Annotated in this window: 25 protein-coding genes; 18 read left to right on the top strand and 7 right to left on the bottom strand. The window is 71.3% G+C overall.

Translation table 11 applies throughout. The annotated features are described in order from the left end of the window. The first annotated feature begins 76 nt into the window (after nt 1-76). The 9 genes from ACXN5W_RS15320 to ACXN5W_RS15280 all read left to right on the top strand — a co-directional run bounded on the left by ACXN5W_RS15320 (nt 77) and on the right by ACXN5W_RS15280 (nt 7,813). Nucleotides 77-868 carry a helix-turn-helix transcriptional regulator gene (locus tag ACXN5W_RS15320; RefSeq protein WP_473158949.1) on the top strand — a complete coding sequence of 264 codons (792 nt, stop codon included), beginning with the start codon at nt 77-79 and terminating at the stop codon, nt 866-868. After that, nucleotides 865-2,295 (top strand): Fe-S cluster assembly protein SufB, encoded by a 1,431-nt coding sequence (gene sufB / locus ACXN5W_RS15315; protein WP_473158948.1) that lies wholly within the window; start codon nt 865-867, stop codon nt 2,293-2,295. The genes ACXN5W_RS15320 and sufB overlap by 4 nt, the downstream gene beginning before the upstream one ends. A 153-nt stretch (nt 2,296-2,448) precedes the next feature. Then, a complete protein-coding gene (gene sufD / locus ACXN5W_RS15310) occupies nt 2,449-3,591 on the top strand; it encodes a Fe-S cluster assembly protein SufD (RefSeq protein ID WP_473158947.1) in 1,143 nt (380 codons plus the stop codon). Beyond that, complete coding sequence (locus ACXN5W_RS15305; RefSeq protein ID WP_473158946.1) at nt 3,591-3,926, top strand: non-heme iron oxygenase ferredoxin subunit; 336 nt, start codon at nt 3,591-3,593, stop codon at nt 3,924-3,926. Before sufD ends, ACXN5W_RS15305 begins: the two co-directional genes overlap by 1 nt. Beyond that, on the top strand, nt 3,926-4,699 hold the full coding sequence (gene sufC / locus ACXN5W_RS15300; RefSeq protein ID WP_473158945.1) for a Fe-S cluster assembly ATPase SufC: 774 nt from the start codon (nt 3,926-3,928) through the stop codon (nt 4,697-4,699). Before ACXN5W_RS15305 ends, sufC begins: the two co-directional genes overlap by 1 nt. 74 nt (nt 4,700-4,773) lie before the next feature. Then, a complete protein-coding gene (locus ACXN5W_RS15295; RefSeq protein ID WP_473158944.1) occupies nt 4,774-6,096 on the top strand; it encodes a cysteine desulfurase in 1,323 nt (440 codons plus the stop codon). Continuing rightward, a complete protein-coding gene (sufU, locus tag ACXN5W_RS15290) occupies nt 6,096-6,569 on the top strand; it encodes a Fe-S cluster assembly sulfur transfer protein SufU (RefSeq protein WP_473158943.1) in 474 nt (157 codons plus the stop codon). Before ACXN5W_RS15295 ends, sufU begins: the two co-directional genes overlap by 1 nt. Next, nucleotides 6,566-7,039 carry a metal-sulfur cluster assembly factor gene (locus ACXN5W_RS15285; protein ID WP_473158942.1) on the top strand — a complete coding sequence of 158 codons (474 nt, stop codon included), beginning with the start codon at nt 6,566-6,568 and terminating at the stop codon, nt 7,037-7,039. Before sufU ends, ACXN5W_RS15285 begins: the two co-directional genes overlap by 4 nt. 147 nt (nt 7,040-7,186) lie before the next feature. Continuing rightward, nucleotides 7,187-7,813 (top strand): LysE family transporter, encoded by a 627-nt coding sequence (locus ACXN5W_RS15280; RefSeq protein WP_473158941.1) that lies wholly within the window; start codon nt 7,187-7,189, stop codon nt 7,811-7,813. A 126-nt stretch (nt 7,814-7,939) separates the two neighbouring features. Here the strand turns inward: ACXN5W_RS15280 and ACXN5W_RS15275 are convergent, their stop codons facing one another. Further along, nucleotides 7,940-8,644 carry a DNA alkylation repair protein gene (locus tag ACXN5W_RS15275; protein WP_473158940.1) on the bottom strand — a complete coding sequence of 235 codons (705 nt, stop codon included), beginning with the start codon at nt 8,642-8,644 and terminating at the stop codon, nt 7,940-7,942. 212 nt (nt 8,645-8,856) lie between these two features. On the opposite strand from ACXN5W_RS15275, the gene ACXN5W_RS15270 reads away from it, so the two are divergent. Beyond that, complete coding sequence (locus ACXN5W_RS15270; protein WP_473158939.1) at nt 8,857-9,513, top strand: acVLRF1 family peptidyl-tRNA hydrolase; 657 nt, start codon at nt 8,857-8,859, stop codon at nt 9,511-9,513. A gap of 52 nt (nt 9,514-9,565) precedes the next feature. Here the strand turns inward: ACXN5W_RS15270 and ACXN5W_RS15265 are convergent, their stop codons facing one another. Beyond that, nucleotides 9,566-9,985: a PPOX class F420-dependent oxidoreductase gene (locus ACXN5W_RS15265; protein ID WP_473158938.1), complete on the bottom strand. Its 420-nt coding sequence runs from the start codon at nt 9,983-9,985 to the stop codon at nt 9,566-9,568. A gap of 228 nt (nt 9,986-10,213) precedes the next feature. Then, nucleotides 10,214-11,137, bottom strand: coding sequence for a KPN_02809 family neutral zinc metallopeptidase (gene ypfJ, locus ACXN5W_RS15260; protein ID WP_473158937.1), 924 nt, complete (start codon nt 11,135-11,137; stop codon nt 10,214-10,216). A gap of 313 nt (nt 11,138-11,450) precedes the next feature. On the opposite strand from ypfJ, the gene ACXN5W_RS15255 reads away from it, so the two are divergent. From ACXN5W_RS15255 to ACXN5W_RS15235, 5 genes are all read left to right on the top strand, one after another. Then, a complete protein-coding gene (locus ACXN5W_RS15255; RefSeq protein ID WP_473158936.1) occupies nt 11,451-13,055 on the top strand; it encodes an ABC-F family ATP-binding cassette domain-containing protein in 1,605 nt (534 codons plus the stop codon). Nucleotides 13,056-13,241: 186 nt separating this feature from the next. After that, the gene (locus tag ACXN5W_RS15250; RefSeq protein WP_095566055.1) at nt 13,242-13,469 is read left to right on the top strand and encodes a helix-turn-helix domain-containing protein; all 228 of its coding nucleotides are present in this window, start codon (nt 13,242-13,244) and stop codon (nt 13,467-13,469) included. A gap of 49 nt (nt 13,470-13,518) precedes the next feature. Beyond that, nucleotides 13,519-14,283 (top strand): enoyl-CoA hydratase/isomerase family protein, encoded by a 765-nt coding sequence (locus ACXN5W_RS15245; protein WP_473158935.1) that lies wholly within the window; start codon nt 13,519-13,521, stop codon nt 14,281-14,283. A gap of 190 nt (nt 14,284-14,473) precedes the next feature. Continuing rightward, on the top strand, nt 14,474-16,444 hold the full coding sequence (locus ACXN5W_RS15240) for an ABC transporter ATP-binding protein (RefSeq protein WP_473158992.1): 1,971 nt from the start codon (nt 14,474-14,476) through the stop codon (nt 16,442-16,444). A 231-nt stretch (nt 16,445-16,675) separates the two neighbouring features. After that, nucleotides 16,676-17,050: a hypothetical protein gene (locus ACXN5W_RS15235; protein ID WP_473158934.1), complete on the top strand. Its 375-nt coding sequence runs from the start codon at nt 16,676-16,678 to the stop codon at nt 17,048-17,050. 120 nt (nt 17,051-17,170) lie between these two features. On the opposite strand, the gene mug is transcribed toward ACXN5W_RS15235, so the two are convergent. Both mug and ACXN5W_RS15225 read right to left on the bottom strand, forming a co-directional pair. Next, entirely contained in the window at nt 17,171-17,734 is a 564-nt protein-coding gene (gene mug, locus ACXN5W_RS15230) for a G/U mismatch-specific DNA glycosylase (protein WP_473158933.1), read from the bottom strand. Nucleotides 17,735-18,140: 406 nt separating this feature from the next. Continuing rightward, complete coding sequence (locus ACXN5W_RS15225) at nt 18,141-18,899, bottom strand: SDR family oxidoreductase (RefSeq protein ID WP_473158932.1); 759 nt, start codon at nt 18,897-18,899, stop codon at nt 18,141-18,143. A 189-nt stretch (nt 18,900-19,088) separates the two neighbouring features. On the opposite strand from ACXN5W_RS15225, the gene ACXN5W_RS15220 reads away from it, so the two are divergent. Next, on the top strand, nt 19,089-19,859 hold the full coding sequence (locus ACXN5W_RS15220) for a class I SAM-dependent methyltransferase (RefSeq protein WP_473158931.1): 771 nt from the start codon (nt 19,089-19,091) through the stop codon (nt 19,857-19,859). Nucleotides 19,860-19,944: 85 nt separating this feature from the next. On the opposite strand, the gene ACXN5W_RS15215 is transcribed toward ACXN5W_RS15220, so the two are convergent. Further along, nucleotides 19,945-20,517, bottom strand: coding sequence for a TetR/AcrR family transcriptional regulator (locus ACXN5W_RS15215; RefSeq protein ID WP_473158930.1), 573 nt, complete (start codon nt 20,515-20,517; stop codon nt 19,945-19,947). Nucleotides 20,518-20,609: 92 nt separating this feature from the next. Between ACXN5W_RS15215 and ACXN5W_RS15210 the strand changes: the two genes are divergently transcribed. Further along, nucleotides 20,610-21,470, top strand: a complete 861-nt coding sequence (locus tag ACXN5W_RS15210; RefSeq protein ID WP_473158929.1) for a carbon-nitrogen hydrolase family protein — start codon at nt 20,610-20,612, stop codon at nt 21,468-21,470. Between the two features lie 225 nt (nt 21,471-21,695). Continuing rightward, nucleotides 21,696-22,340 (top strand): HAD family hydrolase, encoded by a 645-nt coding sequence (locus ACXN5W_RS15205; RefSeq protein WP_473158928.1) that lies wholly within the window; start codon nt 21,696-21,698, stop codon nt 22,338-22,340. A gap of 82 nt (nt 22,341-22,422) precedes the next feature. On the opposite strand, the gene ACXN5W_RS15200 is transcribed toward ACXN5W_RS15205, so the two are convergent. Further along, nucleotides 22,423-22,668: a DUF2630 family protein gene (locus ACXN5W_RS15200; protein ID WP_473158927.1), complete on the bottom strand. Its 246-nt coding sequence runs from the start codon at nt 22,666-22,668 to the stop codon at nt 22,423-22,425. Between the last annotated feature and the right edge of the window lie 109 nt (nt 22,669-22,777).

The following is a 22,777-nucleotide window of genomic DNA, read 5'->3' as shown; positions in this document are numbered from 1 at the left end:
CGTTTCGGCGGCCGGTGGCCCGGATCACCGGGACCCGGGTTTGCGACCCTCCGACCAATTACGTAACGTTGGCGTTGTGAAAAACGTGGCGGTGCTTTCCGAGCACGTGGTGGCCGGTTCGGCCGCCGGTGCCGCCGTGCCCGCCACCGACGGCCGGACCCGGGACCGCGTCACCCGGCTGCTGCTGGCGCGGGGCGCGGCCACCGCCGCCCAACTGGGCACCGAGCTCGGATTGAGCCCGGCGGCCATCCGCCGGCACCTGGACGCGATGCAGGCCGACGGCGACGTGGAGGCCCGCGAGCAGCCGGCCCGGGACGGTCGCCGACGTGGTCGGCCCGCCAAGGTCTTCCTGCTCACCGACGCCGGACGGGTCCGCTGCGGCACCCACACGTACGACGGCATGGCCACCGCGGCGCTGCGCTGGATCGCCCGCCACGGCGGCTCGGCCGCCGTTGACGACTTCGCCAACGAGCAGGTGGCCGCGCTGGAGACGCGGTGCCGCGTGGCGCTGGCCGGCGCCGGCGACGACCCGTTGGCCCGGGCGGAGGCCCTGGCCGGGGCGCTCACCGCCGAGGGCTACGCTGCCAATGCCTCCACCATCGCCAGCGGTGGACAGCTGTGCCAGCACCACTGCCCGGTGGCGCACGTCGCCGCCGAGTTCCCGCAGCTCTGCGAGGCCGAGACGGCGGTCATCTCCCGCCTGGTCGGCACGCACGTGCAGCGGTTGGCGACCATCGCGCACGGCGACGGGGTGTGCACCACGCACATCCCGGCCCAGGCCCAGCGCCGCGGATCCTCGTCGACGCCGACCGGCGCGGCGGACCAGCAGACCGGAAACACCGTCACCACTGTGAGGACAGATAGATGACCGAGCAGATCGTCCAGCCCGTCTCCCAGGAGGAGCACCTCGCCGCTCTGGGTCGGTACGAGTACGGCTGGGCCGACTCCGACATCGCGGGCGCCTCCGCCCAGCGCGGCCTCAACGAGGCGGTGGTGCGGGACATCTCCGCCAAGAAGAACGAGCCGGCCTGGATGCTCGACCTGCGGCTCAAGGGGCTGCGGTTGTTCGGCCGCAAGCCGATGCCGTCCTGGGGTGCCGACCTCACCGGGATCGACTTCGACAACATCAAGTACTTCGTGCGCTCCACCGAGAAGCAGGCCGCCAGTTGGGAGGACCTGCCCGAGGAGATCAAGAACACCTACGACCGGCTGGGCATCCCCGAGGCCGAGAAGCAGCGGCTGATCGCCGGCGTCGCGGCTCAGTACGAGTCCGAGGTGGTCTACCACAAGATCCGTGAGGACCTTGAGGAGCAGGGCGTGCTCTTCCTGGACACGGACACCGCGCTCAAGGAGCACGAGGACATCTTCAAGGAGTACTTCGGCACGGTGATCCCGGTCGGCGACAACAAGTTCGCCGCGCTGAACACCTCGGTCTGGTCCGGCGGGTCGTTCATCTACGTCCCCAAGGGCGTGAACGTGGAGATCCCGCTCCAGGCGTACTTCCGGATCAACACCGAGAACATGGGCCAGTTCGAGCGGACGCTGATCATCGTCGACGAGGGCGCGTACGTGCACTACGTCGAGGGCTGCACCGCGCCGATCTACTCGTCCGACTCGCTGCACAGCGCGGTCGTGGAGATCATCGTCAAGAAGAACGCCCGGTGCCGCTACACGACCATCCAGAACTGGTCGAACAACGTCTACAACCTGGTCACCAAGCGCGCCGTGTGCCACGAGGGCGCGACCATGGAGTGGATCGACGGCAACATCGGCTCCAAGGTGACCATGAAGTACCCGGCGGTCTACATGACCGGCGAGCACGCCAAGGGCGAGGTGCTCTCGGTGGCCATGGCCGGCGAGGGGCAGCACCAGGACGCCGGCGCGAAGATGGTCCACGCCGCGCCGCACACGTCCAGCACGATCGTCTCCAAGTCGATCGCCCGGGGCGGCGGCCGGACCTCGTACCGCGGTCTCGTGCAGGTGCTGGAGGGCTCGAACAACAGCCGCAGCACCGTGAAGTGCGACGCGCTGCTGGTCGACGCGATCTCCCGGTCGGACACCTACCCGTACGTGGACATCCGCGAGGACGACGTGTCGATGGGCCACGAGGCCACCGTCTCCAAGGTCAGCGAGGACCAGCTCTTCTACCTGATGAGCCGGGGTCTGAGCGAGGACGAGGCGATGGCGATGATCGTGCGCGGTTTCATCGAGCCGATCGCCAAGGAACTCCCGATGGAGTACGCGCTGGAGCTCAACCGCCTGATCGAGCTGCAGATGGAGGGCGCGGTCGGCTGAGCGCCGACGAACCGCCGTCGGGGCTCGCCCCGGCGGCGACCAGCCGGGTCCGGTTCCCCCGGCCACCCGCCGGTGCGGCGACACCCGGGTCCGTCCGCCGGGACCGCCCGAGGCGGCGACACACGCATTGTTGGGCAGCAGAGACAGGATGAGATGAGTACGCAGGCATTCGCGCCGCCGAAGACCAAGTCGCAGGCGCTCCGCTCGTACGACGTGTCGGACTTCCCGGCCCTCACCGGGCTGGAGGAGGACTGGCGGTTCACCCCGCTGAAGCGGCTGCGCGGGCTGGCCACCGGTACGCCCGTGGCCACCGGCCTGGTCAAGTACGAGTACGGGCAGCTTCCCCCCGGCGTGACGGTCTCCACCGTGCCGCACGACGACGCGCGGGTGGGCAGCGTGCTTACCCCGTTCGACCGGATCAGCGCGCTGGCCTACGGCGGCGCCGAGCAGTCCCTGCTGGTCTCGGTCAGCGCCGACGCCGTGCCGACGGGTCCGGCCGTGGTGCGGGTGGTCGGCGGCGGTGCCGAGGGCGTGGCGTACGGGCACACCTACGTCGAGGTCGGTCGGTTCGCCGAGGCCACCCTGGTGCTGGAGCACACCGGTTCGGTGACGCTCGCCGACAACGTCGAGGTGGCCGTCGCCGACGGGGCCAAGCTGGTGCTGGTCACGGTGGCCGACTGGGCGCCCGACGCGGTGCAGGCGCAGCACCTCAAGGTGCGGCTGGGCCGCGACGCCAAGGTCGTCCACATCCAGGTGTCGCTCGGTGGTGAGCTGGTCCGGCAGTACACCAGCGTGGAGTACACCGGCCGGGGCGGCGAGGCGGAACTCTACGGCCTGTACTTCGCCGACGGCGGTCAGCACCTCGAACACCGCCAGCTCGTCGACCACACCGCGCCCGACTGCCGCAGCTACGTCGGCTACCGCGGCGCCCTCCAGGGCACCGACGCGCACACGGTCTGGGTGGGCGACGTGCTGATCCGGGCGGAGGCCACCGGCACCGACACGTACGAGATCAACCGGAACCTGCTGCTCACCGACGGCGCGCGGGCCGACTCGGTGCCCAACCTGGAGATCGAGACCGGTGAGGTGGCCGGGGCGGGACACGCCAGCGCCACCGGCCGGTTCGACGACGAGCAGCTGTTCTACCTGATGGCCCGGGGTATCCCGGAGGCCGAGGCGCGCCGGCTGGTGGTCCGCGGCTTCTTCGCCGAGCTGATCAACAAGATTCCGGTCGAGGACCTGCGCGAGCGACTGGGCGACGCCATCGAGGCCCGGCTCACCGGCGTGGGGGCCTGATGACCGAACCGATCCGGATCTGCGCCGTGGACGACGTGCCGAAGGGTACGGCGATCCGCGCCGAGGTGGACGGCACCGAGATCGCCGTCGTGCACGCCGACGACGACAACTTCTACGCCGTGTACGACGAGTGCTCGCACGCCGCCGTCCCGCTCTCGGAGGGTGAGGTCGACGGCTGCACGCTGGAGTGCTGGCTGCACGGCTCCCGCTTCGACCTGCGCACCGGCGAGCCGACCGGGCTGCCCGCCACCGAACCCGTCCCCGTCTATCCCGTCGACGTCCGTGACGGCGACCTGTACGTCAGCCTCACGCCGAGTAATGGAGTGACCCGATAATGAGCACCCTGGAGATCCGCGACCTGCAGGTGTCGGTCAAGCTGCCCGACGGGGAGCTGAAGCCGATCCTGCACGGTGTCGACCTGACCGTGCGGTCCGGGGAGACCCACGCCATCATGGGCCCGAACGGCTCCGGCAAGTCCACCCTGGCGTACTCGATCGCCGGTCACCCCAAGTACGAGATCACCAGCGGATCCGTCCTGCTGGACGGTGTGGACGTGCTGGCCATGTCCGTGGACGAGCGGGCCCGCGCCGGGCTCTTCCTGGCCATGCAGTACCCGGTGGAGGTGCCGGGTGTCTCGGTGGCCAACTTCCTGCGTACCGCCAAGACCGCGATCGACGGCACGGCGCCGAAGCTGCGCACCTGGGCCGGCGAGCTGCGCGGCGCCATGGAGCGGTTGCAGATGGACCCGGCCTTCGCCCAGCGCAACGTGAACGAGGGCTTCTCCGGTGGCGAGAAGAAGCGGCACGAGATCGTGCAGCTCGAACTGCTCAAGCCGAAGATGGCGATCCTCGACGAGACCGACTCCGGCCTCGACGTGGACGCGCTGCGGGTGGTCAGCCAGGGTGTGAACCGGGTTCGCGAGACCGGCGAGACCGGCCTGCTGCTGATCACCCACTACACGCGGATCCTGCGCTACATCAAGCCGGACTTCGTGCACGTCTTCGTGGCCGGCCGGATCGTCGAGCAGGGTGGCCCGGAGCTGGCCGACAAGCTCGAGGAAGAGGGCTACGAGCGGTACGTTGCCGGCGCCGGCACGGCGCGCGGCTGAGCCAGTCGAGGGCGGAGGACGCCGGACATGATCGGGCGAGGAGCCGGCATGAGCGAGCGCATCGAGGTGACCGCATGACCACCATCGCGATCCCGCCGGGCATGCCGCAGTACGACGACGTGCCACGCTTCGACGTGGACCGGATCCGGGCCGACTTCCCGATCCTGGACCGGGAGGTCAACGGGCACCCGCTGACCTATCTGGACAGCGCCGCCACATCGCAGAAGCCGCGACAGGTCCTCGACGTGTTGCGGGAGCACTACGAACGGCGCAACGCGAACGTCTCCCGTTCGGTACACACGCTCGGAACCGAGGCCACCGAGGCGTACGAGGGAGCCCGGGCCAAGGTCGCGGCGTTCATCAACGCGCCGAGCCCGGACGAGGTGGTGTTCACCAAGAACTCCACCGAGGCGATCAACCTGGTCGCGTACGCCTTCTCGAACACCTCGACCGGTGCGGCGGGCGCCGCCCGGGCGGACGCCGATCCGCGGTTCCGGCTCGGCCCCGGCGACGAGGTGGTGATCTCCGAGATGGAGCACCACGCCAACATCGTGCCCTGGCAGCTGCTCTGCGAGCGGACCGGTGCCACGCTGCGCTGGTTCGGGCTCACCGACAACGGTCGACTCGACGAGTCGAACCTCGAAGAGCTGGTCACCGAGCGGACGAAGATCGTCTCACTGGTGCACATGTCCAACGTCCTCGGCACGATCAACGCCACCTCCCGGATCACCCAGCGGGTCCGGCAGGTGGGCGCGTTGCTGCTGCTGGACTGCTCGCAGTCGGTGCCGCAGCTGCCGATGGACGTGGTCGACTACGACGCCGACTTCATCGTCTTCACCGGTCACAAGATGTGCGGGCCGACCGGGATCGGCGTGCTGTGGGGCCGGTCCGAGCTGCTGGCGGCGATGCCACCGGTGCTCAGCGGCGGCTCGATGATCGAGACGGTCACCATGGCACGATCCACGTTCGCGGCCCCGCCGGCCCGGTTCGAGGCCGGCACGCCGCCGATCGCCGAGGCGGTCGCGCTGGGCGCGGCCGTGGACTACCTGTCCGGGATCGGGATGCGGGCCGTGCAGTGGCACGAGAAGGAGCTCACCGCGTACGCGCTGGATGCTCTCGCCACCGTGCCGGACCTGCGGATCTTCGGTCCGGCGGTGCCGGTCGGCCGGGGCGGCACGATCTCCTTCGCGCTCGGCGACATCCACCCGCACGACGTCGGTCAGGTGCTCGACTCGCAGGGCGTGCAGGTCCGGGTGGGTCACCACTGCGCACGCCCGACGTGCGTCCGGTTCGGCGTGCCGGCGATGACCCGCGCGTCGTTCTACCTGTACACCACCACCAGGGAGATCGACGCCCTGGTGCGGGGGCTGGAACAGGCACGGAAGGTGTTCGGCTGATGCGGATGGACGAGCTGTACCAGGAGATCATCCTGGACCACTACAAGCACCCGCACGGTCGGGGGCTGCGTGCGGCGCCCGACCCGGGCCTGCGGGTCGCCGAGGCGCACCACGTCAACCCGACCTGCGGCGACGAGGTGACCGTGCGGGTGGCGACCGACGGCGACCGGCTGGCCGACATCTCGTACGACGGGCTGGGTTGCTCGATCAGTCAGGCGTCGGCCAGCGTGCTGCACGAGCTGCTGACCGGGCAGAAGACCGAGCGGGCGTTCGCGGTGCACGCGGCGTTCGTGGAACTGATGTCCGGGCGCGGTCAGGTCACGCCGGACGAGGACGTACTGGGTGACGGGGTGGCGTTCGCGGGCGTGGCCCGCTATCCGGCCCGGGTCAAATGCGCGCTGCTGCCGTGGATGGCGTTCAAGGATGCCACGGCGCGCGCCGGTGTGGGCGTGAGCCCGGAGGTGACGGCATGAGCGACGAGACGAAGATCCATGATGAGCCGGCGGTCGGTGCTGAGCCGACGGGCGCTGCGACGGCGGATGCCGCGTCGGCGGGCGGCGGGCTGAGCGACGCGGTGTCGGACGCCGCCGCCTCGGCCGGCGCCCAGGCGGGTGTCAGCAAGGCCGCGGTCGCGGAGATCGAGGAGGCCATGAAGGACGTCGTCGACCCCGAACTGGGGATCAACGTCGTCGACCTCGGCCTGGTGTACGGCATCCACGTCGGCGAGGACAACGTGGCGACGCTGGACATGACCCTCACCTCGGCGGCCTGCCCGTTGACCGACGTCATCGAGGACCAGACCCGGGACGCGCTGACCAAGGGGCCGGGTGGCGGACTGGTCGACGACTTCCGGATCAACTGGGTCTGGCTGCCGCCGTGGGGACCCGACAAGATCACCGACGAGGGCCGCGACCAGCTCCGATCCCTCGGCTTCAACGTCTGATAATCGGTCGACGTGGTTCGGCGCGGTCGCCGAGAATGATCCGGTGACCGCGTCGTACCCGGATCTCGTCCGCACCGTCCCACCGGCGCTTCCGGTCGGACGACAGCGGAACGTTCCGGCGTCCGGCCCGGTCCCGCACCCACGATCGTGACCGCGGCCTTCCTGGCCGGGGTGGTCGCCGGGTACGGCGTGGCCGTCCCGGTCGGTGCCATCGCGGTCCTGATTCTGGGCCTGAGCGCCCGCGTCTCCCTGGCGGTCGGCGCGGCGGCGGCGCTCGGTGTGGCCACCGCGGACGGCCTGTACGCGACGGCGGCGGTTGGCGGCGGGGTGGCACTGGCCCGGGTGCTCGCCCCGGTGGCCGGTCCACTGCGCTGGGTCGCCGCCGTGGTACTGCTGGCGCTTGCCGGCCACGGCGCCTGGCGGGCGCTGGCCCGGCACCGTGATCCGGCCCGACCAGATCGCGGCGAGGCGCTGGCGACTCCCGGTCGGGCGTTCGCGGCGGTGCTGGCGCTGACCCTGCTCAACCCCATGACCATCGTCTACTTCGCGGCCCTGGTCGTGGGCCGCCAACCGGCCACCGGGTCGGGCGCCGGTCCGGCCGTGCTGTTCGTGACGGGTGCCTTCCTCGCCTCGGCGAGCTGGCAACTGCTGATCGCCGGCGGGGGTTCGCTGGTCGGCCGGACCCTGGCCGGACGCACCGGACGGCTGGTCACGGCCCTGCTGTCCAGCGTGCTGATCGCCGGGCTGGCCGTGTCGGTGCTGGTCCGCGCCTGACCCGACCCGCGCGGCCACCCCTTCGCCAACCCCCGAGCCGGTCCGGTCGGCTGCCCTTCGCCGGCCCGATCCGTGTCGCTGCCCCTCAGGCCGGTGGACCAGTCGACGAGCCGGCCGAAATCATGATCAACGCGGTCCGGGGAGGTTCCTGGCCGCCTCCCGGAGGGCGAGGGGTGCCAGCCGGGAACGGCTGGCCGCGAGGTACCGGCGTACCGTGTCCGGCGCCGTCTTCGCGTACTCCCGCAAGGCCCACCCGACGGCCTTGCGGACGAAGAAGTCCGGATGCAGCCCCTGGGCCGAGCAGTACCGGAACAGCCGCCCCTCGTCGGTGGATTCCTTGTACATGAGCTGGTGCAGGAGCGCGGTGCGGACCACCCACGGGTTCTCGTCGCCGATCCAGGTGTCCATGGCGGTGCCCAGTTCAGGATGCCGGCGGACCAGCGGACCGACCAGGTGGACCGCGAGGGGGTCCACGGTGTCCCACCACGACCGCGTGGTGACCAGCGTCCGTGCGGTCGCCAGAAAACCGGCCGAGGCCGTCCCGACGTACCGACGCAGGTATCCGGCGGCGAAGTACTGGTACTCCCGTTCCGGCAGGTCCCAGCAACCGGTCGCCACCGCCCGCAGGTCCGGCTCGTCGGGCCGGGGCAGGCCGGCCAGCACCGCGCGGCTCAGGGTCCGCTGGGCCGGCGCCGGGATGCCGAGAAAGGGAAACAACCCCCGCATGTACGCGGACATCGCGGCCGCCCGTTCCAGATCGGCTGCCGGCCGGTACGTCTCGACCAACCGGGCCAGCACCGTCTCGGCCAGCGCGGACCCCGGTTGCGACATGCCGGGCATCCTGCCATCCCACTCCGACGTTCCTGACCTGCGGGTCTGTTCCCCTCGTCGGCGCCCCCGGCCGCCCGACCCCCGCCGCCCACCCCGCAATGTCGTACGGTCAGGGCGATGAGCCCGAGCCAAAGGCCTGCCGTAGAGATCTTGGAATATTTCGGCCCGCGGAGGGGTCCGAACAATCCAAGATCTCGATCGGTGCGTGCCGGATGAGTCGGCCCGCTGCCGGCGGTGGCCGCTGGGTGGACGTCGATCCAGGCCGGCTGGCCCGTTGGCTGGAGAACTTCGCGGCCCGGCACGGCGGCCCGGCGGAGGTCACGGTGGATCCCGCCGGATTGCTGTTGATCGCCCCGGACGGCGCCACGGCCCGGCTGGACACCCCGCCCGGCGCGCCGCCGGCCACGGATCTCGCCGGCTTCCTGTCCGCCGCGGCGGTACCCCGGCGGCTCGGGCTGCTGCTGGCCCGCAAGGGCGCCGTGGCCATGGGGGTGGCCGAAGGAGACCGGCTGGTCGTTTCGAAGGTGGACAGCCGGTACGTCCAGGGCCGCACCGCCGCGGGTGGCTGGTCCCAGCAGCGGTTCGCGAGGCGCCGCGACAACCAGGCCCGGGCGGCGGCCGGGGACGCCGTCGAACTGGCCGTCCGGTTGCTGCTGCCGGAGGTCTCTCGACTGGCCGCGCTGGTCGGCGGGGGAGACCGACGGGCCGTCGACACCGTACTGGCCGATCGCCGACTGGTGCCGTTGACGGCGCTGCTGACCGATCGGTTCCTGACGGTCGCCGAACCGCGCCATGCCGTTCTGGTGGAGGCGGTCGCCGCCGCCCGGGCCGTCCGGATCCTGGTCCGCGAGCCGGCCTCGGGTGGTTAACAAGGGGCCCCTGCTATACCGAAAGCGATAAGAAGGGGCCCTTCCTTGCGGCTCAACCGAGTTGGTTGCTGTCCTTGAAGGCGCCCCAGCCGTGCCAGCGGTCGATCTCGATCCAGGCGCTCACCCGGGCCCGATCGCGGCGCGGGTAGTCCTGGCCGCCGTAGTGTCGGGACAACCGGTCGATGTCCGCCAGGTCCTCGTCGTCGCGCATCTCGGTGACCCTGCCGATGACGCTGACGTGGGTGTACCAGTTGCCGTCGTCGAGCACCGTGAGCGTCACCCGGGGGTCCTTGCGGAGGTGGCTCAACCGCTTCCGGCCCTCGTCCATGTTGACCAGGATCCGGCCGTCGTCCCACAGGTACCAGGTGGCGGTGGACACCGGTTGTCCGTCCGGACGCAGCGTCGTGATGACGGCCGGGTTCGGCTTGCGCAGCATCGCGACCGCGTCCTCGGGCAGCGGGGGATTGGACATCGGAAGTCCTCTCGTCTGGCATCGGCTCTGCCACTTCACCGTAGTCGCGGCCGGGCCGGTCCGCGCTGCGACGACGGACGGTCGGGCTGGTCCGCGTCGCGACGACGCATGGTCGGGCCGGTCCGCGTCGTGACGGCGGACCGGTCCGCGTTGCGCGGGTGAACGGGTCGGGTGGGACCGGAAGGACCCGATCCCGCCCGACACCGCCGATGATCGCTGCGGAACTGCCTAGATGCTGCCGCTGAAGGTGTCGCACCTGCGCGGGTCGCCGCTGTCGTAGCCCTGCTCGAACCACTTCTGCCGCTGGGCCGAGGTGCCGTGGGTGTACGAACTCGGGTCGTTGCCCCGGCCGGCCTTCTGCTGGATGGCGTCGTCACCGATCGCGCCTGCGGTGTTCACCGCGTCCTTGATGTCCTGCTGGTCGATCGACTTGAAGATCGCCTTGCCGCTCTTGGTCTTGGTCTCGGTGGCGTGGTGCGCCCAGGCGCCCGCGTAGCAGTCCGCCTGCAACTCCAGCCGCACGGACCCGGAGTTCGGGCCCTGCGCGCCGCCCTGCTCCGCCTTGGCGTTGGTGCCGAGCAGGTCCTGCACGTGGTGGCCGTACTCGTGGGCCAGCACGTACGGCTGGGGGAACTCGCCCTTGACCCCGAACTCCTGCTCAAGGGTGTCGTAGAAGGCCAGATCGATGTAGACGTGCTTGTCCGAGGGGCAGTAGAACGGCCCGACCCCGGAGTCCGCCTGGCCGCATCCGGTGTTGACGTTGTTGCTGAAGAAGATGGTGGTGACCTTCTGGTACTCCTTGTCGAACGCCTCCGGCATGGCTGTCTTCCAGTAGTCCTGGATCGAGTTGATGTAGAGGGTGTTGCGGCAGTCCTGCTGCTGCTTGGCGTCCGGCGCGCTGCACCGCTGGTCCAGGCTGCTGTTGTCGGCGGGTTGATCACTGCCGCCACCGCCGAGCTGGCTGACCCCGAAGCCGCCGCCGACCAGGGCGACCAGCACGGCGATGATGATCCCGATCAGGCCGCCCCGTCCGCCGCCGCCGGGAATCGGGATGGGGATGCCCATGCCGCCACCACCGCCACCCCCGCCACCCGAGCCGCGCCTGTCTTCGACCTGACTGGTGTCGATCTCCGCGTTCTCGTTCAGCTCCATCGAAACCCCGATCATTCCAAAAGTCAGCACGTGTCAACGGATCAGCGCCGGACGATGCCGGACGTTCCCGGACGTTACCCGATGATCTTGCCGGGTAATCCGGTTCGGGTTCCGGCCGGGTGGCGGTGTTTCAAGGCCGCTGCCCGTTCCCGCCAGACCCGGCTCCGGTCGCGCTCCGGGGAAGCCCGGTACACTGGAGCGCGTGCTGCTCTGCGAAGGCTGACCCGCCCCGCGCCGGCGTGCGGACCGATCCCCGCCGGCGCTCACCCGTGCCCGTGAGTCAGCCCTTCCTCTCGAGAGCGAGTCTGTCGACATGATCACTGCCACCGGCCTGGAGTTGCGAGCCGGCTCCCGCATTCTGCTGTCCGAGGCCACCCTGCGGGTGCAGCCCGGTGACCGGATCGGCCTGGTCGGCCGCAACGGTGCCGGCAAGACCACCACGCTCAAGGTGCTGGCCGGCGAGGGCCAGCCGTACGCCGGTCAGGTCGACCGGCGCAGCGCCATCGGCTACCTGCCGCAGGACCCACGTACCGGTGATCTTGGGGTTACCGGCCGGGACCGGGTCCTCTCGGCGCGCGGCCTGGACGTGCTGATGGCCCAGATGAAGCAGCTCGAGGAGCAGCTCGCCGAAGGCCCGGAGGACCGACTGGTCCGCCGGTACGGCGCCCTGGAGGACCAGTTCGCCTCACTGGGCGGGTACGCGGCCGAGGCGGAGGCCGCGCGGATCTGCGCCAACCTGGGCCTACCGGACCGGGCGCTGGCGCAGACCATCGGCACCCTCTCCGGCGGTCAGCGGCGCCGGATCGAACTGGCCCGGATCCTGTTCCGGGACGCCGGTGAGAACGGCGGGGGCATCCTGCTGCTGGACGAGCCCACGAACCACCTCGACGCCGACTCGATCACCTGGCTGCGGGGCTTCCTGGCCAACCACAAGGGCGGGCTCATCGTGATCAGTCACGACGGCTCGCTGCTGGAGTCCGTGGTCAACAAGGTGTGGTTCCTGGACGCCACCCGGTCGGTGGTCGACGTCTACAACCTGGGTTGGAAGGCGTACCTGGCGCAGCGGGAGACCGACGAGCGGCGCCGTCGGCGGGAGCGGGCCAACGCCGAGAAGAAGGCCGGCGCGCTGATGGCGCAGGCCGACAAGATGCGGGCCAAGGCGACCAAGACGGTGGCCGCGCAGAACATGGCCCGGCGGGCGGAGAAGCTGATCTCCGGGTTGGATGAGGTCAGGGTCGCCGACAAGGTGGCCAAGGTCCGCTTCCCCAGCCCGGCGGCCTGCGGCAAGACCCCGTTGACCGCCACCGGCCTGTCCAAGTCGTACGGGTCGTTGGAGATCTTCACCGACGTCGACGTGGCGGTGGACCGCGGTTCCCGGGTGGCCATCCTGGGCCTCAACGGCGCGGGCAAGACCACCCTGCTGCGGATGCTGGGCGGCCTGCTGGAACCGGACACCGGTGAGGTACGGCCGGGGCACGGCCTCCGGCTGGGCTACTACGCCCAGGAGCACGAGACCCTGGACATCGGCCGGACCGTGCTGGAGAACATGCGCAGCGCGGCCCTGGAGCAGACGGACACCGACCTGCGCAAGATCCTCGGCGCGTTCCTGTTCTCCGGGGAGGACGTGGACAAGCCGGCCGGGGTGCTCTCCGGTGGCGAGAAGACCCGGCTGGCGCTGGCCACCCTGGTCTGTTCCGGCGCCAACGTGCTGTTGCTGGACGAACCGACAAACAACCTCGACCCGGTCAGCCGGGAGCAGGTGTTGGACGCCATCGCCCGGTACCCCGGGGCGATCGTGCTGGTGACCCACGATCCGGGCGCGGTACTGGCGTTGAAGCCGGACCGTGCGATCCTGCTTCCGGACGGTGACGAGGACGCCTGGAGCGATGACCTGCTCGAATTGGTGGAACTTGCCTGAGGTTCACCGCCCGTAGTTGGAAGCGCCTGCTCACTGCCTGACATGTTCGCAGGTCAGGCTATCGGGATTGCGACACTGTCGTGCGTGTCGGTTGGCGAAGAGTTGATATCTGGCGCATGATCGTCCGAGGCGGTCTAATAGGTGGGACCGTATCGAACCGCACAGTCTGGGACGTGAGGAATCAACATGGCAGCCACCGGCACAGCCACCAGCACTGAGAAGGGTCGCCGGATCGTCGGGACCGAGCGGCAGACGCTCGCCAAGGACCTGGTCAAGCGGTACACCTCGGGTGAGAGCATCCGCGCCCTCGCGGCCTCGACCGGCCGGTCCTACGGGTTCATCCACCGGGTGCTCACCGAATCCGGCGTGCAACTGCGGCAGCGCGGCGGCGCCCGCCGACGCAAGAAGGCGTGACCCGCCCTATCGCCTGGTCCGTACCCACGGCCGGTCACCGGTGACCCCGGTGCGTACGACCGCCGGCGTACGGCTGGACCGCGACGGGCCGGTGGCGACGGTGACGTTGTCCCGGCCCGACGTCCTCAACGCGCAGACCCCGGCGATGTGGCAGACGCTGCGGGATTTCGACCGCGACCTGCCGGCGGAGGTGCGCGTCGTGGTGGTGCGTGCCGAGGGGCGTGCCTTCTCGGCCGGACTCGACCTCGCGGTCGCCCGCGGCGACGGCGAGGGCTCCTTCGCGGAGCTGGTGGGCCTGCCCCCCGCCGCGGCGGCCGACCGGATCGCCGAGTTCCAGGCCGGTTTCACCTGGTTGCACCGGCCGGACATCGTCTCCATCGCCGCCGTGCAGGGGCACGCCATCGGCGCCGGGTTCCAGCTCGCCCTGGCGTGTGACCTGCGGGTGCTGGCCGACAACGCGCTGTTGTCGATGGCCGAGGTCACCCTGGGCCTGGTGCCCGACCTGGCCGGCACCGGGCGGCTGGTCGACCTCGTCGGGTATTCCCGGGCGCTGGAGATCTGCGCCACCGGGCGTCGGCTGGACGCCGCCGAGGCGTACCGGTTGGGGTTGGCCACCCTGGTCGTGCCGGCGGCCGAGCTGGACTCCGCGACCGCCGACCTGACCGCCGCGCTGCTGGCCGGCAGCCGGGACGCGGTCATCGAGATCAAGGCGCTGCTGGCCGGCGCCGCCCGGCGGTCACCCGCCGACCAGCAGCGGGCCGAACGCGAGGCCCAGGTACGCCGGCTGCGCGACCTCGCGGGTACGGGGGAGTGACAGCCCGCCGTGCGGATGGTCACCGGCCGCGCCGGGAACACGGCGGGTGGGTGCGTCCGGAGCATGGCAGGTGAGGGCGAGTCCTAGGGACCATCGGGAAGAGCCGGGTTGACCGCCGGGTTGTCGTAGGCATCGGGGAGACTCACCCCGGTGCGGCGGCGCGACACGGAGGTGACGGGTGACCCACCCGATGGCAGGCGGCGGCTGGTCGATGCTGCGGTCGATACGGAGCAAGGACGAGGTCACCGGGCACCGGCTCAACCGGGACACCGGACGCCGGATCATCGACTTCGCCCAGCCCTACCGGCGGGACGTCATCGTCTTCCTGGTCACCGTGGTCATCTCGGCCGTGATCGGGGTCGCCACCCCGGTGCTGGCCGGTTGGGTGATCAACGCGATCACCAAGGGTGGTGGCACGGCCGGCGCCACAGTGGTCCGGCTGGCGCTGGTGATCGCCGCACTGGCCATCGTCGACGCGCTCTTCTCCCTGGCCCAGCGGTGGTATTCGGCGCGCATCGGTGAGGGGATCATCCTCGACCTGCGGACCCAGGTGTACGACCACGTCCAGCGGATGCCGCTGCAGTTCTTCACCCGGACCCAGACCGGTGCCCTGGTCAGCCGGCTCAACAACGACGTCCTGGGCGCGCAGCGGGCGTTCACCAGCACCCTGTCCGGGGTGGTCAGCAACATCATCCAGCTCGTACTGACCGCCGGGGTGATGTTCAGCCTGTCCTGGCAGATCACGCTCCTGTCGCTGATCCTGCTGCCGATCTTCATCATTCCGGCCCGCCGGGTCGGGCGCCGGCTCGCCGAGATCACCCGCGAGTCGTACAACCTCGACGCCAAGATGAACGCGACGATGACCGAGCGGTTCGGGGTGTCCGGCGCGCTGCTGGTGAAGCTCTTCGGCCGGCCGGACGTGGAGGCCGCCCGGTTCGCCGGCCGGGCCGAGCGGGTCCGGGACATCGGCATCCAGTCCGCGATGTACTCGCGCACGTTCTTCGTGGCGATGCTGCTGGTGGCCTCGCTGGCGCAGGCCCTCACCTACGGGCTGGGCGGCTGGCTGGCGGTCACCGGCGCGGTCAGCGCCGGCACCGTGGTCACGCTGGCCCTGCTGCTGACCCGGCTCTACGGCCCGCTCACCGCGCTGTCGAACGTCCGGGTGGACGTGATGAGCGCGCTGGTCTCCTTCGACCGGGTCTTCGAGGTGCTCGATCTTCAGCCGTCGATCGCCGAGAAGCCGGACGCCGTACCGGTGCCCCGCGGCGAGGGCCGGGTGGAGTTCCGGGATGTCCGGTTCCGCTACCCCAGCGCGGCGGAGGTCTCGTTGGCCTCGTTGGAGGACGTCGCCGCGCTGGACCGCCAGGTCAACGAGCCGGTTCTCAAGGGCGTCTCGTTCACCGTCGAGCCGGGCCAGATGGTGGCCCTGGTCGGCCCGTCAGGTGCCGGCAAGTCCACCACCTCGATGCTGCTGTCCCGGGTGTACGACGTGACCGACGGATCGGTGCGGGTCGGCGGGGTCGACGTCCGGGACGCCACCCTCGCCTCGCTGCGGGACGAGATCGGGGTGGTGACCCAGGACTCCCACCTGTTCCACGAAACCCTGGCGGAGAATCTTCGGTACGCCAAGCCGGAGGCCACCGACGACGAGTTGTGGGCGGCGCTGCGTGGCGCGCAGATCGCCGACCTGGTCCGTTCGCTGCCCGACGGGCTGGAGACGGTGGTCGGGGAACGGGGCTACCGGTTCTCCGGCGGGGAGAAGCAGCGCATCGCCATCGCGCGTCTGCTGCTCAAGGCGCCCTCGATCGTGGTGCTCGACGAGGCGACCGCGCACCTGGACTCCGAGTCCGAGGCGGCGGTGCAGCGGGCGCTGTCGGTGGCGTTGTCGGGTCGTACCGCCCTGGTCATCGCGCACCGGTTGTCCACCGTGCGGGAGGCCGACCAGATCCTGGTCCTGGACGACGGCCGGATCGTCGAGCGGGGCCGGCACGAGGAACTGGTGGCCGTCGGGGGTCTCTACGCGGAGCTGTACCGCACCCAGTTCGCGGTCGCGGATTCCCCGGCGCCGTTGGTGGCGGACGTGCAGGAGTCGGTGACCACCATCCCGATGCACGAGTACGTCGTCGCCGACGAGGCACTGCCGCCGGCCGCCGCCAACTGACCAACCGGCTCCGGTCCGCGGCCGGTTGGCCTGTCGAGATCTTGGATTTCCACTGCCCCTCCGGGGGCCTCTGAGATCCTCTCGGTCGGTCAACCGGCCGGCGCGTTGTCGGTCGGCCCTCGGCCGGGCTGTCGTGGCAGGTGGTGGCGGCGAGACCACGGTGACGGTGTCGGGCTGGTACCGCGTCGGGGTGGCAACCGGAGACACGGGCCAGGCGGCGTACGGTGAGGCATGGCCCGAGAGAAGCTGGACGATGTCCTCACCGCGCTGCGGGGGTTCGTCGCCGAGATCGACGCCTTCGACCCCGCCGCCGAATCGCTCGGCGCCGTCGAGGTCCGGACCGGCGACCGGGCGGTACGCCTGGAGATGAGCGCGCCGGTGGCCCGGGCGCTGATCGCCGCGCTCGCCGCGTACCACGATCCGCGGGACCGTGGTCGGTGCGAGTACTGCCACGGTCGGCGGCTGGACGACAACTTCCTCTGCCTGGACTGCCACCGCGCCAACGGGGTCTTCGGGGCGATGCTGCTGGAGCGGGCGGGCCGGTATCCCGGTGACCCGGCCGCGCTGCTCGGACCCGTCGAGGGCGCCCCGGGCCCACCCGGCTGATCCTCGCTGCTCCGGGCCGCTCGGGCCTGGAGCAGATCTTGGGCCCCGAGCAGATCTTGGAATTCCGCCACCCCGTGCGGGGCAGCAGAATTCCAAGGTCTCACCACGCTCGGCTGATGGTCACCGTTCTGCGGCCTCCCGTAGGGCGGCGAACTGGGCACCCAGGGCGTCGAGCTGGAAGTGCGCGTTCAGACCGCTCGGGTTGGGCAGCACCCACAGGCGCGCCGGACCGATCCGTTCCGGCTGCTCGCCGAGGGTCGCGGTCCGCCGTCGGAAGCCGATCCGGTACGCGGTCACGCCGACCACGGCCACCCAGGCCGGCGCGTACCGCTGGACCTTCGCGGTCAGCTCGGCGGCCCCGGCGATGAGTTCCTCGGTCCGCAACTCGTCCGCCCTGGCGGTGGCCCGGGCCACCAGGTTGGTGATCCCCAGACCACGGGCCAGCAACTCCTCGGGCTCCCAGGGCCGCAGCTCACGCGGGGTGAATCCGCCCCGGTGCAACGCCGGCCAGAACCGGTTGCCGGGCCGGGCGAAGTGCCGCCCGGTGGCGCCGGAGTAGAGGCCGGGATTGATCCCACAGAACAGCACCCGCAGGCCGGGCGCGACGATGTCCGGGATGGTGCGACCGGCGGCGGCTTCGACCTCGGCTCGGGTGGGACGGGGCGTGGCGACAGCATGGGGCATGCCATCCACTGTCGCCCATCCAGCTTCCGACCGCACGGCGTCCCACGTCACGCCGGCCCGCCCGGCCGGATGGCGCGACCCCGGGCTGGCCGGATGGCGCGACCCCGGGCTGGCCGGATGGCGCGACCCCGGGCTGGCCGGATGGCGCGACCCCGGGGCCGGCCGGATGGCGCGTCCCCCGGGCGGTCGGATGGCGCGTCCCCGTCGGTCGGGCGGCGATGCGTTGACCGGGGGCCCCTGCTGTACGAAAAGCGATAACAGGGTGCCCTTCCTTACCTACCGGCGGCGGCGACGGATCAGCGCCACGGTCACCGCGACGACGGCGGTCACGAGAATCAGGCAGGAGATGGCGCACAACAGCAGTGTGACCGGACGGATGGCTCCCATGGCCGACGAGCCTACGGTGTCACAGGGAGCGCAGGGCGCCGCCATCGACCGGAATGGTCAGCCCGGTCAGATAGCTCGCCGCCGGGGAGAGCACGAAGGCGGCCACCCGACCGAACTCCTCCGGCTCGGCGACCCGACGCAGCGGGATGGTCGCCTCGGCCTCCGCTCGGGCCCGGTCGGCGTCCCCCGTGGCGGCGAACAGCTCGCGGTTGCGGTCGGTGAGCACCCGTCCGGGCAGCAGGCCGAAGACGCGGACACCGCGTGGCCCGTACTCGTCGGCCATGTCCTTGGCCACCCCGGCGAGCCCCGGCCGCAGGCCGTTGGAGACGCCGAGGCCGGGCAGGGGAGACCGGGCCGAGGTGGACAGGACGAAGCCGAGCGCGCCGCCGGCCGGCAGCTCCGCGAGCACGGTCCGGGCGAACCGCACAGCGCCGAGGAACACCGTTTCGAACGCCGCCCGCCACTGCTCGTCGGTGACCCCGGCCGCGGTGCCCGGTGGTGGCCCGCCGACCGAGACCAGCGCGCCGTCGAGCCCGCCGAAGCGTTCCCGGGCCGCCGCCACGAGCCGGTCCGGTGCTTCCGGGTCGGCGAGGTCGGCCGGTACGCCGTGCGCCCGTTCGGGACCGAGCCGGCGTACGGCGTCGGACACCGCCCGTGGGTCGCGGGCCGAGACGACCACCCGGGCGCCGTCCTCGACCAGGCAGCGTGCGGTGGCGAAGCCGAGGCCCCGGGAAGCTCCGGTGAGGACGTACGTCCGGTCGGCCAGTCCGAGATCCATGCCGCGATCCTGCCCCATCGACGGCCCGGTCGGGTACCCAGCCCGGGTCCGATGGTGGTTCCCGGCGCCGACACACCGTGATCGCCGATTGTGGCGACGGCAGCCGGCCGGGTTCGGTCCGCTGCGTGGCAGCACGCGCACCGGGAATTTCGCTTGTGCTGGTGGGAACGCTTTGGAACGTTGGCTTCCGTGAACGGCCAACCGCGCTTCGACGATCTGGTCCGCGAGGGCGAATCCGCCGAGGTGGACGGCTGGGACTTCTCCTGGTTCGCCGGTCGGGCCACCGAGGAACGCCCGTCCTGGGGATACCACCGGCTGTTGTGGGCCGAGATGGCCCGGGCCGGGTCCGCCGTGGACATCCAGACCGGCGGGGGCGAGGTGCTGGCCGAGGTGCCCCGGCTCGCCCCGACCACGGTCGCCACCGAGGGCTGGCCACGTAACGTTCCGGTGGCTCGGCGCAATCTGGAGCCGCGCGGGGTGCTGGTGGTCGAGGTGGCCGAGGACGCCCCGTTGCCGTTTCCGGACGCCGGCTTCGACCTCGTGGTGAGCCGGCACCCCAGCGTGGTGCTCTGGACCGAGATCGCCCGCATCCTGCGGCCCGGCGGCCGGTACCTGTCGCAGCAGATCGGCTCCGGCTCAAACCGGGAACTGGCCGAGTTCCTGACCGGCCCGCGCCCGATCAGCGACGCCCGGAGCCCGCAGCGAGCCGCGCGGGCCGCCGAGGCGGCCGGGTTGGTCGTCGACGACGTGCGGCACGAGTCGTTGCGGACGACGTTCAACGACATCGGCGCGGTGGTGTGCTTCCTGCGCAAGGTGGTCTGGACGGTGCCCGACTTCAGCGTCGAACGCTATCGGCCGCGGCTGGCCGACCTGCACCAGCACATCGCCCGGAACGGCCCGTTCCGGGCGCACGCCCAGCGCTTCCTGATCCGGGCCCACCGGCCAGACGGATCCGACTGATCGGGCGTACCGGCCCCACGGGCCGACTGGACGGCGTCGGCGGCGGAGGGAAACCGGCCGGTCAGCAGCCCGGGAGCCGGTCCGGTCACGACCGGCGGACTGCCTCCTCGACCAGGTCGAGCACCCGGGCCAGTTCCCCGCCCGGGCGGCCCATGGCCAGGTGCAGCACCAGGCCGTCATAGGCCAGTTCCAGGAACTGGGTCAGCACCTCGATGGGTACGTCGTCGCGGAGCACCCCGGCGTCCCGCTGTCGCCGCAGCCGGTCCCGGGTGGCCTGGGAGATCGCCGCCGACCGCTCGGCCCAGCGCTTGGCGAACTCGGGGTCGGTGCGCAGTCGACGGGACACCTCCAGTTGGCTGCCGAGCCAGCCGGCGGTGTCCGGGCTGGTGGCCCGGTCCAGCAGGTCGCGCATCACCTGGACGAGACCGTTGCGGGCGACCGTGGCCGCCATCTCGGCCGCGTCGTCCTCGGCGACGGCCAGGAACAGTGAGTCCTTGTCCCGGAAGTGGTGGAAGATCGCCCCTCGGGACAATCCGGTCGCCTCCTCCAGCCGGCGGACCGTGGCCCCTTCGTACCCGTGCCGGGCGAAGCAGCCGCGAGCGGCCGCCAGGATCTCCTGTCGGCGCGCGTCCAACTGGTGCTGGCTTACTCTGGGCACCACCCCAGCGTGCCAGGTCGACCGGGCACCAGCAAGCCGTACGTACGGCTTGGTTAGCTGGACCACTGCCCGATGGTCGTTACCATGCCGGGATGGGAGCGCTGGAGGAACCGACCGGCCCGCTGACCGTGGCCGCGGTGCAGGCGGAGGCCGTACCCGGGGATCTGGTCCGCAACGTCGCGACCGCGGCCCGGCTGGTGGAGGCCGCGGCCGACGACGGCGCCCGACTGGTGGTGCTGCCCGAGCTGTTCCTGCCGGCGTACCACCCACCGGCGCTGCGGGCCGACCCGGCCGGCACCGACGTGGTGGCCGGGGCGGGGGACCGGGTCGACGACGCCCGCCTGGACCCGGTACGGCGGGCCGCGGTCGAGCGCGGCGCGGTGGTGCTGGTCGGCGCCGCCGTCCGCCGGGTCGACGGCCGGCGGACCTGTTCGGCGCTGGTGCTGGATCCCTCCGGCGGTGTCCGGGTCGGGTACGACAAGCAGCATCTGTGGGGTCCCGACGAGAACGAGCTGTTCGTCCCCGGTGACCGGGGCGCGACGCTGCTGGTCGACGGCTGGCGGTTCGGCCTCGGTGTCTGTTACGACGGTTGCTTCCCCGAGCACGGCCGGGCGGCGGCGGTGGACGGGGCGCACGGCTACCTGTGCCCCAGCGGATACCTTGCGGGCTCGGAGCATCGCCGGGATCTCTACTACGCGGCCCGTGCCCTGGACAACACGATGTACGTGGTCTTCGCCAATGCCGTGGGCGGTGCCGCGCCGTGGCGGTTCAACGGTGGGGCGGCGGTGTACGACCCGGAGGGTCGACCGCTGAGCCGGGCCGGCGACCGGGGGGAGGCGGTGGTGGTGGCCACCCTGCGGCCGGAGGTGATCAGCACGGTCCGCGCCGCGCACAGCATGCTCGCCGACCGGCTGCCGCACCAGGGCGGCGCGCGGACCGTGCTGACCGGCTGAGAGCGGATGGTCACCGGTCGAGGGTGACCGGTTGGTCACCGTCTGGGTGCTGAGGCGGCCGCCGGTCGGGATGGCCGGGTGATCACCGGTTGGGCGGTTGGGTGGTCACTGGTCGGGTGGCTGGCGCTTCCGGGTCGGGCGGCCGGGGCCGGCGCCGTGCGCATGGTGCGGTTTTCCCACTGACCGGACTGTCGCGGGGTGGTCGAGGTCACGTAATGTTCCCGCGTGCCGTTGCTGCTCCTCGACCTGGACAACACGCTGCTGGACCGCACCGGCGCGTTCCGGGACTGGGGCAGGGCGTTTCTGGACCGGGTCGGCGCGCCCGACGGGGACATCGACTGGCTGTTGTCGATGGACGCGGACGGGCTCACCGATCGCTGGGACCTCGCCGACGCGCTGCGGTCCCGGTACCGGCTGCGGATCCCGTCCATCGACCTGGTGGAGTCGCTGCACGACGAGGTGATCGAGCGGACCCGGCTGGATCCGCTGGTCGCCTGCGCGTTGCGGGTCATGGCGACCGCGGGCTGGGCCCCGGTGGTGGTCACCAACGGCACCGTGCAGCGGGAGGAGCGCAAGATCCGCAATACCGGTCTGGACCGGTACGTGGCGGACTGGGTGATCTCCGAGGAGGTCGGGGTCAGCAAGCCCAATCCGCGGATCTTCGCGATGGCCGCGCAGCGGTCCCGGATGCACCTGCGGGAGGCGTGGGTCGTGGGCGACGGTCCGGAGGCGGACATCGGCGCCGCCGCGGCGATGGGCCTGCCGAGCGTGTGGCTGCACCGTGGGCGGAGCTGGCTGGAGCGGCGCTTCGCGCCGACGCGGGTCGCCGACGGGGTCATCCCGGCGGTGGCGGAGGTGCTGGCCGGCTGACCACCGGGTGGGCGCTCGGCCGGGTCGACAGCTGATCGAGCCGACGCTCAGCCGGTGGGCGTGGCGCCGGCCCGACCGGCGGTCACTGCAGGTACTTCTCGACCTCGTCGACGCTGCGCGCGCCGGCGGTCTCCGGGTCCTGTCCGGCAGCCCGCGCCGCGCGCCGGCGACGGAGCAGGTCCCAGCACTGGTCGAGGGACTCCTCCAGGTGGCGGAGCCGCTCCCGTTCCTCGTCGCCGGACAGCTCGCCGGTCTGGGCCTGGCCACGCAGGCGATGCTCCTCGTCCACCAGCTCGTTGATCCGACTCATGATCGTCTTGTCGTCCATAGGTCAGAGCCTCGCACAGGGCGGTCGGTCGCGCGCGCAATCGTGACGGGACGGTGACCCGATGCTTTTGATTTCACATGCCCCGCTCTAGAAATTCAGCGTCGGGAAT

The sequence above is a fragment of the Plantactinospora sp. A48 genome (assembly GCF_055793945.1).
This window is presented reverse-complemented; position numbering and strand designations above follow the sequence as displayed.